Annotated in this window: 10 protein-coding genes and 1 pseudogene; 4 read left to right on the top strand and 7 right to left on the bottom strand. The window is 59.8% G+C overall.

The features are described 5' to 3' along the window. Window positions 1-116: 116 nt before the first annotated feature. The 4 genes and pseudogenes from Q7U29_RS16020 to Q7U29_RS16000 all read right to left on the bottom strand — a co-directional run. Window positions 117-269 (bottom strand): annotated as a pseudogene (locus tag Q7U29_RS16020) (DUF736 domain-containing protein); the annotation flags it as partial. Window positions 270-1071: 802 nt separating this feature from the next. Beyond that, entirely contained in the window at window positions 1072-3102 is a 2031-nt protein-coding gene (locus tag Q7U29_RS16010; protein WP_304743071.1) for a ParB/RepB/Spo0J family partition protein, read from the bottom strand. A 743-nt stretch (window positions 3103-3845) separates the two neighbouring features. Beyond that, window positions 3846-5003 carry a hypothetical protein gene (locus Q7U29_RS16005; RefSeq protein WP_304743069.1) on the bottom strand — a complete coding sequence of 386 codons (1158 nt, stop codon included), beginning with the start codon at window positions 5001-5003 and terminating at the stop codon, window positions 3846-3848. 172 nt (window positions 5004-5175) lie between these two features. Then, window positions 5176-5877 (bottom strand): hypothetical protein, encoded by a 702-nt coding sequence (locus Q7U29_RS16000; RefSeq protein ID WP_304743067.1) that lies wholly within the window; start codon window positions 5875-5877, stop codon window positions 5176-5178. A 439-nt stretch (window positions 5878-6316) separates the two neighbouring features. On the opposite strand from Q7U29_RS16000, the gene Q7U29_RS15995 reads away from it, so the two are divergent. Next, entirely contained in the window at window positions 6317-7165 is an 849-nt protein-coding gene (locus tag Q7U29_RS15995) for a hypothetical protein (RefSeq protein WP_304743065.1), read from the top strand. On the opposite strand, the gene Q7U29_RS15990 is transcribed toward Q7U29_RS15995, so the two are convergent. The 3 genes from Q7U29_RS15990 to Q7U29_RS15980 are packed head-to-tail and all read right to left on the bottom strand — an operon-like array spanning window position 7152 to window position 9189. Further along, the gene (locus Q7U29_RS15990; RefSeq protein WP_304743063.1) at window positions 7152-8276 is read right to left on the bottom strand and encodes a hypothetical protein; all 1125 of its coding nucleotides are present in this window, start codon (window positions 8274-8276) and stop codon (window positions 7152-7154) included. The two genes, Q7U29_RS15995 and Q7U29_RS15990, sit on opposite strands and share 14 nt — an antisense overlap. Beyond that, window positions 8267-8617 carry a hypothetical protein gene (locus tag Q7U29_RS15985; RefSeq protein WP_304743061.1) on the bottom strand — a complete coding sequence of 117 codons (351 nt, stop codon included), beginning with the start codon at window positions 8615-8617 and terminating at the stop codon, window positions 8267-8269. Before Q7U29_RS15985 ends, Q7U29_RS15990 begins: the two co-directional genes overlap by 10 nt. Continuing rightward, window positions 8617-9189, bottom strand: a complete 573-nt coding sequence (locus Q7U29_RS15980; protein ID WP_304743059.1) for a hypothetical protein — start codon at window positions 9187-9189, stop codon at window positions 8617-8619. The genes Q7U29_RS15985 and Q7U29_RS15980 overlap by 1 nt, the downstream gene beginning before the upstream one ends. A gap of 249 nt (window positions 9190-9438) precedes the next feature. Here Q7U29_RS15980 and Q7U29_RS15975 point away from each other — a divergent pair, with 249 nt between their 5' ends. The 3 genes from Q7U29_RS15975 to Q7U29_RS15965 all read left to right on the top strand — a co-directional run bounded on the left by Q7U29_RS15975 (window position 9439) and on the right by Q7U29_RS15965 (window position 14601). After that, window positions 9439-9627: a hypothetical protein gene (locus Q7U29_RS15975; RefSeq protein WP_304743057.1), complete on the top strand. Its 189-nt coding sequence runs from the start codon at window positions 9439-9441 to the stop codon at window positions 9625-9627. Between the two features lie 15 nt (window positions 9628-9642). Beyond that, window positions 9643-10218, top strand: a complete 576-nt coding sequence (locus Q7U29_RS15970) for a hypothetical protein (RefSeq protein ID WP_304743055.1) — start codon at window positions 9643-9645, stop codon at window positions 10216-10218. Window positions 10219-10473: 255 nt separating this feature from the next. Then, window positions 10474-14601: an Eco57I restriction-modification methylase domain-containing protein gene (locus Q7U29_RS15965; RefSeq protein WP_304743053.1), complete on the top strand. Its 4128-nt coding sequence runs from the start codon at window positions 10474-10476 to the stop codon at window positions 14599-14601. The last annotated feature ends 9 nt before the right edge of the window (window positions 14602-14610 follow it).

Below are 14610 nucleotides of genomic sequence, written 5' to 3'. Positions count from 1 at the left end.
CTCGCCCGCCGAGCCGTCGCGGCTCTTCCCTCGGGATTATGTGGAGCGCGGCGATCACCAAACCCGCAGAAAACCTGCACTCAGACGACACCACTCCGCACAACGCCACGCTTCGCATAATCGGTGGCGCCGGCGAAGATGCGATAGTCGGGCGCTTTGTCGTTCTCTTTCTCGGTCGCGACGAACTTCGCCTTGACGTTGAGCGTGAGGGTCTTGACCGAGCCGGTGTAACCGTTGTCCGCTGCGGTGAAGGTTCCGATGGTAGCCATGGTGGTCTCCGTCTGTTGTCGGGCCGCGACGATCGCGGCCTCGATGGCGGTCCTTGGCCCGGGGAGCGATCGGCCCGCAGCCGTCAGGCCCGCAGCGCAGCGGAGGACGGCGGTAGCCGGCCTTTTTGCCTCGCGAGGAATGCCGCCACTTCGCGGCAGGGGAAAAAGGCCGACGTAGCCGTTGCGGGAAGGCGATCGAGGCGGAGCCGTCCCCCGGGCCTGATCCGTCCATTCGAGGTTGCGTTGGTGCGCGCCCATCAAACAGACTGCTGGAGACCACCATGACTGCCATCATCATCGCCGTACAAGGACCTGGCATCACCGGTCGCACAAAGACCTGCACCCGCGCATCCACGAAGGCGAAGGCGTGACCCAACGAACGATGGCGTATGATTTCGTATAGCGGCGCGGCCGGTCGCGCGCCCTCGATCCAAACCCGCGGAGAGTCCAGACTGCGATCTCGATGTCAGAGATGGCCGATAGGTCCGCCCCGATCTACGCCTCGCTGGTGAAGGGTGAGGGCGACGACAGCTTCACGCTGATCTGGTCCCGCCGCAACGGCGACTGATCCAACCGGATCGAAGCGACGTACCTCTTCGGTGGGGTCAACGGGCGTTGACCACAACGCGCCCTGCCCGACCGGCTTCCGGCCAAAAAAACGCCTTGCTTTCCCTAAAGAATGCATCCGGTCGAGGGCGTGAGTAACATGAAGTTTACCGCGCGCCTGAGGGCGCGCGGCCAAAAATTTCGACAGCCGCACGATGACACGCCGGGACCGCGTGAGCGGTCCCGGCCATGCCGCTTACTCGGCGGCGACAGAGTACGCGTCCGGGCTCCTCTCTGTGACGACATCTGCCTGCCGTGGCTCGGCAGGCTCCTGGACGGCGCGCGACGCCCGCATCGGCGCGGGCAGCCAATCCGTCGCGGCCAGCAACTGCTCGGCGGCTTCCGCCATTTCCGGCTTCTTCATATCCGCCATACGGTCGGCCGCTTCGTGACTTGCGCCTTCCCGCACGGCCTCAAGGATACGCGCCTTGGTAATGCGCCCGAAATAGCTCCGCACGGTCGGCCGCCAGTAGCCGGTCATATCGAGCGAGACGGCTTCCGCCAACCGGTCGGCTGTCGCGAGGGCCCGAGGTTTCCGCTCCCAAGGCAATTTGACCGCGTTGACCGTCAGCGCGACGCAATGCGCCAGCAACGCCATACGGCTGTCATGATCCAGTTCGGACACGAACATCCACAGGCTGGTCACGTCACGGGGCATCTGCCTTGCCCAATTGGCATGACGATCCGCCCAAGCCTTGCCCGCCGGGGTATCCTCGATCCCGTCCGCATGAGACGCCAACACCGTGTTGACCGGACGAATCTCGACGACGTGTGCTTCCGCCCCGAGATAGAAGATTTGGGCGGCGAGAGCATGGGTGACGGTAACGATGGCGACTTCGGGCTGTTCGCTCAGATTGAGCCGCAGCCCCAAGGTGCGATGGGCGGTGAGGTCACGAACAAGGATATCCGACAAAGGACTGTCGTTTTCTTCCTCGTCCGCGGAACTCTGATCTACCTCCCCGTCCCCCTCCTCCGCTGACCGGCTGTCACTACTCCTAGCGTCGGCGCTCTCCGAAGCATCGCCCGCCTGATCGGTTTCGACTTGGGGTTTTTCATCCTCGGTTCGGATGAAACCGCGTTCGATCCGCACGGTGCCATCATGGTTGAGGATGACGAAAGCCCCGCCGCGCGCGATGTAGTCCGGGTCATAGGCCTGTCGCTTTGCCTCCAACCGCTCGATCTCGGCCTCAAGCTCGCCAAACCGCGCGTCCACCTCGTCGGGAAGTTCCTCAGCCGCCTCGTGCTGCTCGGTGAGGGCATTGAATTCGGCCTGCGCAGCATCGAGGGCGGCCTGATCTTCCGCTGAGAGCTCCACCGGATGCGGGTACGTCCGGCGCAAACCATGGGCGTGCGGAAAGTCGAGATGGGGTTGGGTCCATTTCCAGCCCTCGACTTCCCGCAGATCATCTGCGGCGCGTCCTAGCTTTCCGGTCACCAACAGATCGAGCAGCGCTACGTCTTCGAAATAGCCGCCGCGATCTTCGGTGAATAAATCACGCAGGATCGTGCCGCCCGCTTCCGTGTAGGCCTCCGCGCCGACAAAGATCGCCCGGCGATCCGTTGCGGCCACATGCGTCTCCGTCAACAGCCGGCGGATGGTGCTGGCATCGCGGTTATACGACAATCGATCGTACACCGCTTCCTGGCGGGCATGATCCTCCGCAATCGCAAAGGCCATCAACTGGTCCAGCGCCAGATCGCCGTTGCGATAAATTTCCATCAGCTTGGGCGAGACCGCGCCCAAGCGCAAGCGCTGCCGCACCACATGCGGCGTCACGCCGAACCGGGCGGCGATTTCTTCCGCGCCGAAACCACGTTCATCGGCGAGCTTCTTGAATGCCTCGAACTGGTCGGCGGGATGCATGTTCTCGCGCGTAACGTTTTCGTCGAGGCTGATTTCGAAGGCGTCGTTCGCGGTGTCGATGACACAGCGGATCGGTTCGGTTTTCTTGATCTCCTTGCGCTTCACACGGAGAAGCTGCGCCAATCTGCGGCCTTCGCCGATGGTGACAAAATAGAACCCGGTGGCCGCCCCATCCGACAGTTCCGGCTCGACGACAAGGTTTTGCAGGATGCCTTTGGCGCCGATGCTGGCCGCATAGGCCTCAATCGACGCCTCGCTGTGCGGCGTCTTGCGCGCGTTCTTGGGGGACTTCTTGAGCTTGTTGAGCGGAATGAAGCTCTCGGTCCCGCTCGCCGTGACGATTTCAACGTTCTTGGCAGTCATGATCAACCTCCTTTTTAGGGCTTGGGTGCAGAGCGCACCTCGCGCCTGCACCCCTGCCCGTCGGCGAGACCGGGGTAGCAAGGGCAAGGGCGGACGGGGTGGAGGGGGATCACCCGGCCTGCACAAGCGGATTCCGATGGTGGCAGCTGTCCGGTCCTGACGTCCGCGCGGAAGGTGGGGGAGACCGCCCCGGCCGGTCCCGGATCTTCCGGGACTTCACCCTTGCCCGCGCGAGGGCGGAGCCCTTAGCTCTCCCAAACAGAAAGAGGGCGTCTGTGCCGCAGCGAAGCGAAGGCCAGTCGGCAGTCGCGAGACCGGTTAATAAGGCACCCGAACGAAGGGCAGTGATAGCGACGCCGGAATGAAATGACGGCGGGACCGAGGGCGAGTGCCTCCGGCGAGCGACACATTATCGCGCGAGGGATCGAAGCCGAAGGCCGAGACGCGATTGCGGCTCGGTTCACGAGAGCCCGGTGCGGCAGCAGCCGCATGCGCAAAAACGGAGAAGCAGCGACCACTTAAGCTCAAGGAATCCAGACTTCCTCGTGAACGTTCGTCTACGCACTATAGACTTGGATCTGAAGCATCGGAAAACGTTTCTTCCGTTCTTCTCCACCTGCTCTAGCAATTTCCCGGGTAGCAAATTCGGCCTTCAGGCGACCATCAACTGGCGAATTGCGGAACAAGGTTCGTCGCCGGCGCTCGCTGAATCGAGCGCGGGGGCTCGAAGCTAAAACTCGGCCCTACTCCTTGAGTGGTGGACAAGCAGAAGCGTCGCGGGCCCATTGGCCGAGTGTGTTTGCGCGAAGTTCTTCCCAGTCCCTGTAGACGTGCTGCAATTCGTCGACCATCAGGCCGAAGTTTCCTTCGTCCGGGGCACCGAGTTGACGGAAGCGCAGCATCAACTGAACGGCCTTTTCGAGCCAGAGCATCGAGAGCTGCGTGGTCCCGCGTCGCGTACCGTCCGGATCGACCACTCTCTTGGGATTAAGCGGCAGTACCTCTTGGATGAACAAGGCGTACAACGACCGCATGAAATGCCAGTCCGTGTTGTCATTGGCGCATCCGAACCGCAGTTTCTGACGCGGGTTGGGATGATAAGTGAAACTTCCCGTGGTGTTCGAGATCAGGTGCGTCTGAACGAACTGTTCCAGGTCTTCGCGTTTCCGGATACGCGGGATCCGTCTAAAGCGGGGAACGGTGTTCTTATTGATGTACATGGCGAACGTTTCGTCGTCCGCGCAGTTGGCCAGCCAAAAACTCGATTGCGCGATGACCGTCGCACCCGGGATGGCGAATTGCTTCCAATTCTGCTTCAGGCGGTAGTCTGTTCTTCCCATCACTGCCATGTGCTTCTCAGGATCATCGCTGAATGCGAGCAACTCCTTCGGAAAGGGCATGCCGGCGTAGCGTGAGACGAAGCCGTCGAACGAAAGTGAGAGAATCCGAAGATTGTTGATCTTCAAGTACATCCCGGCCTGGCTGGTCCGGAAGATCTGATTGTCCATTCCACCAAGGCCGAAGCCTTTCGTGCGGTCGTTGGGATCGACGCTCACGATCGCGACCCGGTCCTTGATCCCGATCCGCTGATCAATTCTGAATTTGGGCGCGAACTCCTCCTTGTGCAGCATGTTGTAGCCGAGCCAGAGTCCGACTCTCACCTTGTCGAGCCAGTCGAGCAGCCAATAGCAATGGGACGCCGCGAGCGACTTGCCGGCCATCAGGGATTCGATCGCGTTCTTCGCCCGCGCTTCCAGCTTCTTTCCATATCTCTCGTTGCACGGCTTGCAGGCCGGGAAGTGGAAAGTCGACGCAGGCCGGACGACGTCGGCACCCGTTATGGGATCGTTTTCGATCTTGATGACGCGGTTCGGATCCCCGGTCACGCGAAGCAGCCACATGGGGATGATGTGCTCGCGAGATCGCGCGGCCTTGCCGACCGGACAGCCGCAGAAGACGCAATTCGTCCATCCCGGATCGTTCGGGGCGCTTCCCCGCTTGGAGATTTGGGGCATTAGCGAGTGAAACCCCTGGTCTTTCTCGAATTCAGGAAATGCAAAGCCGAGGCGCTCTCTATCCTTTGAAGAGGTTTCGGACCCTTAGACCGGCGTTCTTGGCTTTGTAGATGAAGAAGTGCCAGCGTCCGACGAGCGGATTCTTGTCGGGCGGCCGCCGATACGGCGGCGCTAACGCTCCGTCTTGCGCGGCACGGTCTACCGCGTGGTCGATGCGATATTGCCAATCCTTCGCGACCGCGAACAGACGAATGTAGTGATATTCGAGCACGGCGAGGTTAATGCTGGGCCAATCTTTCAGATGCTGGTCGTATTTGATCGACTCGGGGTATCTGAACGTTTGACCGGTCGGATCGACCTGTTCGATGTGTTTGACCACTTCCTCGAAGAGCGCGGCGTCCTCGGCGGTATGGTCGATGGCACTCAAAAGCTTTTTGGCCTTCTTCCAGTTTCGAAGAAGCGTGTGGCCCACCCGGTACTGCTGACCTGTTCTCCTTACCCGGCCCAGGTCGGCGATGATGTATTTGACGTAGAGCTCCACGGCGTGTCGGAAGTTGAAGCAAATCGGATAGACTAGGACGTCGATCGTGGCGCCAGGCTCTTTCGCATCGATCAGAAGCAACCGTGTGCCCTCGAAATATCCCCAAGAGTAATCGTAGAGATCGTAAGGGCCACCGTTGTTGCCGACGCACGCGTTGAAGCGTGAAAGGTCGTTCTGGAGACCTCTGAAAAGGTCATTCTGCTTGAAAGTCGCAACCATGGGATGCCCCGGAACCGAAACGCCACAATAGCAACTTTGGCGGATTGTGGTGGACGACCGGCCGGGTTGGACTGACCTGTAGTGGCGGTTGGCGGCACCTGACTGGGCCCCGTCGGTAGCCCTGCTGGGGGAAAGCAGGCGGGTACTGACAATGCTGCATTTTTCGCTGAAATGCTGCCAGCAACGCCAGTCCAACAGGATCTACCAATCTGAAAAAGCGCGGATTACCACTCCTAACGCAGCTTTTGCGATATCTGCCGGCGACACTCTTGGGAGTTTGTGAGGGGCTGCGGAATGCGGCTCGAAGCAGGACCCGGTCTGGCGCGCCCAAACGCAAATGGTGGGGTAAAGGGCAGAAATCGACTCACGCCGGACGGGCCGACTCGCCTAAAATGCCCTCCCCGGCAGCCGGGTTTTTCCGTCCCAATTTGAGTCAAACGTGGATTTTTCGAATCAATCTTTGCCGCGGGAAAATCTGACATTTGAGGTTGTCGACGATCTTGTCGGGGCTCATGCTCGCGGCCGGCTCACCGGGGCGCCGCAGGTTCGTTATGCCGCGACGGATATGTGCCCGCTGATCGAATTGATGATGGAAGCCAGCAACGGCCGAACCGGGCCGCTTCTGCAAACACCTTGGCTCGATTCTATCACACAACTCGATCTTCGCACGGCCCTCGCAAGCAACCAGAACATCTGGCTGGACGAGATGCGCCGCTGCGGGTTCATGCGCACGACGTTCGATCCACGTGTCGAGGCCGATGATCTTCAGCGGAACCGATTTCTGATCGCGGCGCGGACAGCGGCGGAAGCGGCCGGCCTCGTCAAACCAGTCGCGCAATGCCTCGCTGCCGCGTTGCGCGAAATGGAATCCAACATTCATGAGCATTCCGGCGCTGCCTCGACGGGCATCCTTGCGTTCCAGGCGCGGCCGTCGCTGTTCGAATTTGTCGTGGCCGATTGCGGCGCGGGTGTGCTGGCGACATTGCGCGAAGACGAGGAGTTCGCCGAGCTAAACGATCACGGTCTAGCGATGCACGCGGCGCTTCAGGAAAACGTGTCGCGGTATGGCCGCGCGTCCGGCCACGGCAACGGCTTCCGGGACCTGTTTCTCGGCCTTGCGCATCTGAACGCCGATTTGCGCTTCCGCTCGGGCGATCACGCCCTGCTGATCAGCGGCCCGCATCCCGAGTTGAAAACGGCACGCCTGGCGCAAAAGACGCCGTTTAAGGGTTTTCTTGCCGCCGTGCGCTGCCAGCCGATGTTGCCCCGATCAGCTACCCGCCATTGAGCAAGCTTTCGACACGGGCCCGCATCGTGGCGAGGTTTTCGACGAGTAAATCGTCAATGGGCTGTCCCGTCAGCGTCAGCTCAGCGATCTTCTTCATCTTGCCCTCATTGTTCAGGTACAGGCGTTGCCGGTAAACCGAGTTCATGAAGGCCGAGGTGTCGATGTACGTCAGCCGGCGGAAGGCCGGGGCCAAGATCGGGATCGTGTTGATGCCGCCTATCATCACGACGTTGAGCGGGCGGCCGGCGCGCCCGGCCAACTGGGGAAGCTCTTTAAGATGGAAGCCGAGCCGGGTGCGCCATGCCGCGCCGGTCTTGAATTCAAAGGCAACGTCGGTCACTTCGGGCCGCGCCGCGATGAAGGTTGCGAGCCGGCGGTAATCCTGAGGCGAACGGGCGTTTAGATGGTATGCACCAGGGACGCCCGCGTCGATGATCTCTTGCCAGGTCGTACCGATCCGCTTCATCGCGTGCATGTCGTTGTAGCGCACCTCGTCGGTGAACATCGAATAGTTTGGCCCGGTAATCAGTACGACGCCGAGTGCGCGGAGTGCGGCAAGCAAGGGCCCCCGATTTTCGCTCAGCTTCCACCACGCTTCGATCGCCACATCGCGCCCGCTGCCGATCAGGACAAGCTGCGTATGCGGCGCGATGCCGAATGTTGCCTCAACCTCGGCGCGGCTGGTGAAGCGGGGCCGCCCGTCCGGGCGATAGAAGCGGCGCAGCGGCAGCGCGACGGCTTCAATGTCTAGCGGCACCGCGCGGCGGTTGCCGTGATAGATGTAGGGAATGTACGAGGGAAGCGCCGGGGCCGGGCAAGGCTCGGCGCGTGGCAGATTATCAAGCTCCAGCCCGTTGATCTCCCGCATGCGGTCACGGAAGCCAAGCGGGTTGTTGGGGCACATGCCGTCGCAGGTCTCGGGCTTGCCGCAGCAATCGTCGAGACACCAATAGGCGTCTTGCCTTTTGCGGATGCCGCCGCAGGTGCCGAGGTCGGGACAGCCGAGGCACCCGAGTGCCATCGGCAAGGTGTCGCCTTCATCCCAGCGCCGCCGCTGGCGGCGGAGCGTCGGTGTGACCGGCTGTTCCTGCGGACGGGTGATTATTCGCAAATGCCGATCTCCAGGGTTTGGCTGATGGGCTGCACCGACACGATCTCGCCCTCCGCTATGCCCGCGCCCGCACGGAGATGGGCGACGAACTCGGCCGGAGCGTTCGGGCATGCGGCGATGATAGTATTGAGTCGCTGTACGATCACCTTGTCCTTGACGACGCGGAGCAGCACCTTTTCCCCGGGCGTCACATCGGCATCGCCGTAGAGGTCGGCGCGCGCGGTGCGCGAGACGATCGGCATGTTAAGGCTGAACAGCTTGGGCGAGTGCAGCTCGACCAGCCGGCGGTCGAGCACTCTGTTAAAACCCGGTGCGGCGGTGCGGATAAAGTCCAAACCCATCAGGCAACCTCCAGAACGGGCCGGTACTTCTTGGTGCGGCCCTGCAAAATTTCCACAACGAGGCTCTTGGCCGCCAAGGATGCGAGGCGGTTGTTCCAGGCCGTCGCGCCGACCATGTCGATGGTGCGGGATTCCTCGTAGAGCTGCGCGGCGGTGGTTTCGCGTTTGCGGCTGACAAGCAGCAACGTTTCCTGAAGCTTGTCGTCGAGCTTGCCGCAGAGCTGCACGTCCGTGATCCGGCCCGAGGCGTCGGTGGCGCAGGTGAGGAAGGCATCGCCCGACCGGCGCAGCAGTTCCTCGATCTCCTCGCGCACCTTTTCGGAAAGGTTCGCCGCGACGGCGTAGCCGGGCTGGCGGCGCAGACGGAGATGATCGCGGAGCGGCACGAGCACCTCGCTGAGGTAGGAGGACGTCGCCAGATCCACCCCGGTGAAGTCGAGCACCACGAGCGCGGGTTCGGCCAATTCCGGGAACTGTTCGAGGGTTGCCACGAAGGCGCGTTTGCCTGAGAGCCGGCCCGCAAGGATGGGGTCAACACCGGGGCGAAGCATGGGGAGAGTGACTGTCTTCATTTATCTCACTGCAGTTGATGAGATACATATAGGGGGCCTCGGCGCTCGCGGCAACAACAATTTGTGTTTTCCAGAAAGACCATGGAATCCAACGGCCTAGCAGGCGTTCCAGTGTGCTGGAACCCGAGCGGCAGGGGAATCGCCCTCCCCGCGAGATTTTCGGGGTGTCGCCTCACTTAAGATGAGTGTCTGCCAAGCCAATCGGCCTGCCCGTTCGGCGGATAAAGGCCTCGCCCCTAAATTTGGGCCATGTGCAATCTCTACAGCCTCCCCACCAACCAGGCGGCGATCATCGCGTTTGTCCGCGCGATGCGGGAGATTATCGGCAGTATGCCGGTCTATCCCGGCAACCCGAGGCGCCGGCACGGGCCTTGTGAAACACGCCGCGTCATGTCGACGGCGCTTACCGATGATATGATCTATGGACCGAAAAAATGACGATAACAGTGAGCCATGTTTGATATCGCAAGCTCAGAAGACTTTTACGCGTCACTCGTCAATGATTTTGACGACTTGATGGCCGAGCCGCATTCGGCACGCCGGGCGCTTCACTGTGCTATGACGGCCTATCACTTGCACGAGTGGGTTTGGGGCGATTGGCTGAAACGTGACGAAGCAGTTAAGGCGGCTCTCGGCATTCGCGACAAAGACAGCTATGTGAAATGGCTTCACGCGAGTTGTGTCTGGTTCGGCTTTGTTCAGAGTCTAGCCAACGGCGCGAAGCACTTCGACCGCAATCGCGGTTTTGACAGCTATCGTGTCGCCGCGCTGCCCTTTGCGTTAGATCAGGAAAATGCCGGCTTCGAGATGGGCGCCTGGAACGGGCCAATCCGGTATGTCAGCGGCTCCTTGCCTGTCGGCGCGAACGGCCAAGGCTATCTTGTCATCGATCTCGGTGAAAGTGACGGTGAGACGCGTTGGCTGCCGGCGACCCATGTAATCGAGGTCGTCGTACGGTTCTGGCGGGACTTTTTCCGCCGATACCGGCCCAGGAGTGATTTGCCGGTTAGTCGGCATCACGTCGATTGATTTCCTTGGGGAACATCTCGTGTAGCGCTGCTTCTTACCATAGAAATCGCTTGAGAAATCAATGCGGTGGCGGCACTATGAATTCACTTTCCCGCCGGTCGCCGAGGTGTCGATTCAGGGGTAGCGCTACGTTAGCCTGAAGCAGGCGGCCTTGGTGCCGAAGCGCCGCATGGGCCATCGTATCGATGCCCTTGGACCAGCCACTGTCGGCTTTTCAGGTTCGCGCCCGGCAAAATCGACACGAAGGCTTTATTCTTGATCGCCGGCAACCTCTTCACACGCGATTACCTCCTCGAAGGCATCACGCGCAGCCATGAATGGTTGGCGCTTCCTGATGCCGACGTTATCGACTTGAGAGAGAAGGCGCTCAAGAGCGTGCAGAGTTTGCTGGCGGTTCACCGCCCGAACGAAGCACAAACTGAGAAAACGTTGATCTACCCAGTCCTGGAGCTTCTTGGCTGGAACGATATCGAGGTTCAACAGATCCTTTCATCAAAAGGCCGCAAGCAGGTCCCGGACGCCCTGCTGTTTGCAAACGAGCAAGCCCGGAATAGCGCGGTCGCGGAGAAAGATCATTGGAAACGCTATCAGCATGGCCTGGCTGTCGTAGAAGCAAAGCGCTGGGCGCGCGCCCTTGATCGATCCGACAAAAGCGAAGCGCACGAAGAAGGCGTGCCTTCCAACCAAATGCTGCAATACCTGAGCCGAGTAGATATTCAGACCTCCGGCAAGGTGCGGCTCGGAATTCTGACAAACGGCGTCAAATGGCGTCTCTATTTCCAAGGCGCGCTTTCCGTCTCCGAGGACTTTTTCGAGATCGATCTGGGCAAGGCTCTCGAACTACCCGGCCACGAGCTCGATCTCGTCGAACGCGCCAATCCGCTCCTGACACCTCTTCATTGTCTGCGGCTGTTTGCGTTGATGTTTCGCAAGCAAGCATTCCTCCCGGTTGACGGTGCGCGAACTTTCCATGACCTGGCGCGGGACGAAGGAAAGATTTGGGAAGCAAGAGTCACTCGTGATCTCTCCCATCTTGTCTTTCACGACCTGTATCCGGGTCTCGTCGCGGCCATACATCGTCACGACCGTAATCGCCCGGCGGCAATCGACGCGCCCTACCTTGAGAGCGTCCGTCAAAGTTCCCTCATTCTTCTTTATCGGCTTCTTTTCGTGGTGTACGCGGAAGACCGTGAACTTCTCCCGGACAGGCAAGAGCCTTATAAATCCTACTCGCTAACGACCATGCGCGGGGAGATCGCGGATCGCTTGGCCAGAGGGCTGGTGTTCTCCTCCACAATTGCCACGTTCTGGCCCAAGCTGACGGCAGTATTCACGGCAATCTCGGAAGGCGACGATGCGCTCGGCATACCGCCCTATAACGGTGGACTGTTTGCCCGCGACAGCGCTTCGCTACTTGCCGGGATCGAACTTCCTGACGCCGTTATCGCGCATTTGATCTTCAAGCTTTCGCACCGAGAAGAAGCGCCCGGAGTATTTCGCTACATCAACTATCGTGATCTTGGTGTCCAGCAGCTCGGCACAATCTACGAACGCACCCTTGAATACGGGCTTCGATACGATCCCACGAGTGACACCGTCGTCGTTGACGCAGACGACACGGCCCGTCATGAATCGGGCAGCTACTACACGCCCGATAGTCTCGTTTCGCTCATCATCGAAAAGTCAGTCGGTCCGTTTATCAAGGAGCGTCTCGCGACGTTTAGGGCAGAAGCTGCCAAGCTTGCAAAAGACAAACGGCCCGTCGACAGCCGACTTGCACTTCTCCAGGGCTTTGATCCCGCCCTTCAAATTCTTGAACTGCGTATTTGCGATCCTGCGATGGGTTCGGGTCACTTCCTCGTCAACCTCGTGGATTACCTCGCCGATAAGGCCCTCGCTTCCATTGCTGAAGCTGAATTGGTCGTCGATTGGAGCGACAAGCCATATCGTTCACCGGTCGTCGCGAGCATCGAACAGACACGCGTCGATATCATCCGCCAAGCCACTCTTCACAAATGGCCCTTCGTGGTTGAGCATCTCGATGACCGGCACATTGTGAGGCGAACGATCCTCAAGCGCTGCATTTACGGTGTCGATAAGAATCCGATGGCCGTAGAGTTGGCGAAAGTTGCTCTGTGGCTTCATACCTTCACAGTAGGCGCACCGCTTTCATTTCTTGACCATCATCTTCGTTGCGGCAACTCCTTGTTCGGTTTTTGGATAAGGGAGGCGATGGATCGCCTTACGGGTTGGGGTGGTCAGCTTCTGATAAATGAGCCTATCCAAAAGGCCATGGCTCAAGCGCTCGCGATGCAGAAGCTGGAGCGAGTGAACGACATTGATATTGCGGAAGTGCATCAATCCAAGACGCTGTTCGATGGCATCGAAAGCGAGACGCGCCCGTTCAACAGCTTCGTGAAGCTGCTTTATGCGCTCGACTGGCTGAAGCTCGACAAGGCCGACGAAACATCCGTAAAGAGCTGGCTTGATGGCCAGTATGGAGACCCCTTCGACATTGCGCGCGGGCGTCTCACGCTTGGTCTGCCGCTGGAAAATGGCGGAACTGCTCAATCAAGAGACGTGCTTGATCAGATTCCCGCCTCGGGGAAGGCCAATGCAAGCCGGTTTGCGGGTATTTTGTTGCGCGCGCGGGCACTGGTGCTCAAGGAAGCCTTTCACAACTGGCAAGTCGCGTTTCCTGGTGTCTGGACACAATGGGAGAGCCTGGATCTCCGGGGTGGCTTTCACGCCGTGATCGGCAACCCACCGTATGTAAGGCAAGAGCTAATCCGCCCGTATAAGGCCGCTCTCGAAGAATTTTACGAGACCTTTGCCGGCCAAGCTGACCTGTACGTTTACTTCTACGAACAAGGCCTGAAGCTTCTCAAGCCCGGCGGGCGGCTGTCGTATGTCGTAACGAACAAATGGATGCGTGCCGATTATGCGGAACGGCTGCGCACAATGTTTGAAACAAAGGCTTGGGTCGAATTCGTTGCAGATTTTGGCCACGCCAAGAAATTCTTTCCCGATGCCGACGTATTCCCTTCGGTACTCGTCCTCCAAAAGCCGACTGAAGCCTTACCACCGGAGAACACCGTGGTGTGTTCGATGCCGCGTGACGACGTCCCGGACAAAAACCTTGAGCAAGCCGTCGCAAACCCTGCGTACAATTTCCTTCTGCCGCGGCTTCACTTCACGCGCGAGACGTGGGTCCTCGACCGGCCCGAAGGCATTGCGCTGCTGAACAAAGTCCGGGAGCGCGGGCAGCCACTGAAGGCAGTCATAGGCGCCGATCCTCTCTACGGTATCAAGACCGGTTACAACGAAGCCTTTATCGTTGATGCGCCCACGCGTGACCGACTTATCAGCGCGTCCCCAGAGTCCGCCAGCCTGTTCCGGCCGTACTTGCGCGGCCAAGACATCTCGCGTTGGTCTTGCCCGGATACCGGTCTCTTCATGATCGTGATGAAATCGAGCAGCGATCATCCCTGGCCCTGGGCGAGCGCGCCCGACGAACCGTCAGCGGAACGGATTTTTGAGGCGACATATCCCGCGCTGTACCGCCATTTCAAGGTTTTCGAAGAGATTCCCGACCCCCGAGGCGGTCGCCCAAAAGGGCTGCGCCACCGTGAAGATCAAGGCCGGTATTGGTGGGAATTGCGGCCCTGTGCCTACTACGCGTCGTTTGATGCTCCGAAGACGCTATACGTTGATATAGCGTGGACGCCGTCGTTCCTCGTAGACACACGTGGACGCTTTACGAACAACACCTGCTATTTTCTGCCATCCGCTGCACCCGATGTCGCAGCATCGCTCAACGCGCCGATCGGCTGGTGGTATGCTTGGAGGAAAGCCCAGCATGGCAAAGACGAAGCCTTGCGGTTCTTTACGTCCTTCATGGAATCCTATCCTGTCGCGCCACTGGATGAAGCTGCGCGGGAAGAGGTCGGCATCCTTGTCGCACGTTCATCCACTCTGGTGGAGCAGTACCAGGTCGCGGACCACAATTTGGCTGAGTGGCTCAGGCTCGAGTTTGAGCTGAGGGGATTGAAGCCAGCGCTGCTGTCGGCTTCGTTGCTCGATGCGGATCGCTTTTTAAGCGCCGTTCGGGACTTCATACCGAAAAAACGGAAGCTGTCTGTTGCTCAGCTTGCGGAACTGAAGCGCGAATATGCCACTACGGTTGAACCGGCGAGAAACATGCGTTTGGAGGTGCTCGCTTCGGAACGCCGCTTGTCCGATTTGGTAAATCAGGCCTATGGCCTGACTGCCGATGAAGTCGAGCTGATGTGGCGTACGGCACCACCGCGCATGCCATTTACGCCGCAGGGTTACAGTGCGCCAGATGCCGGCCTCGCTGAAGGCATTGACCTTAGCGAATAAGGGATCACA

This window comes from Bradyrhizobium sp. (assembly GCF_030654605.1).
Taxonomy (GTDB): Bacteria; Pseudomonadota; Alphaproteobacteria; order Rhizobiales; family Xanthobacteraceae; genus Bradyrhizobium.
Note: the sequence above shows the minus strand (reverse complement) of the source record. Positions and strands in the feature narration are given on the sequence as shown.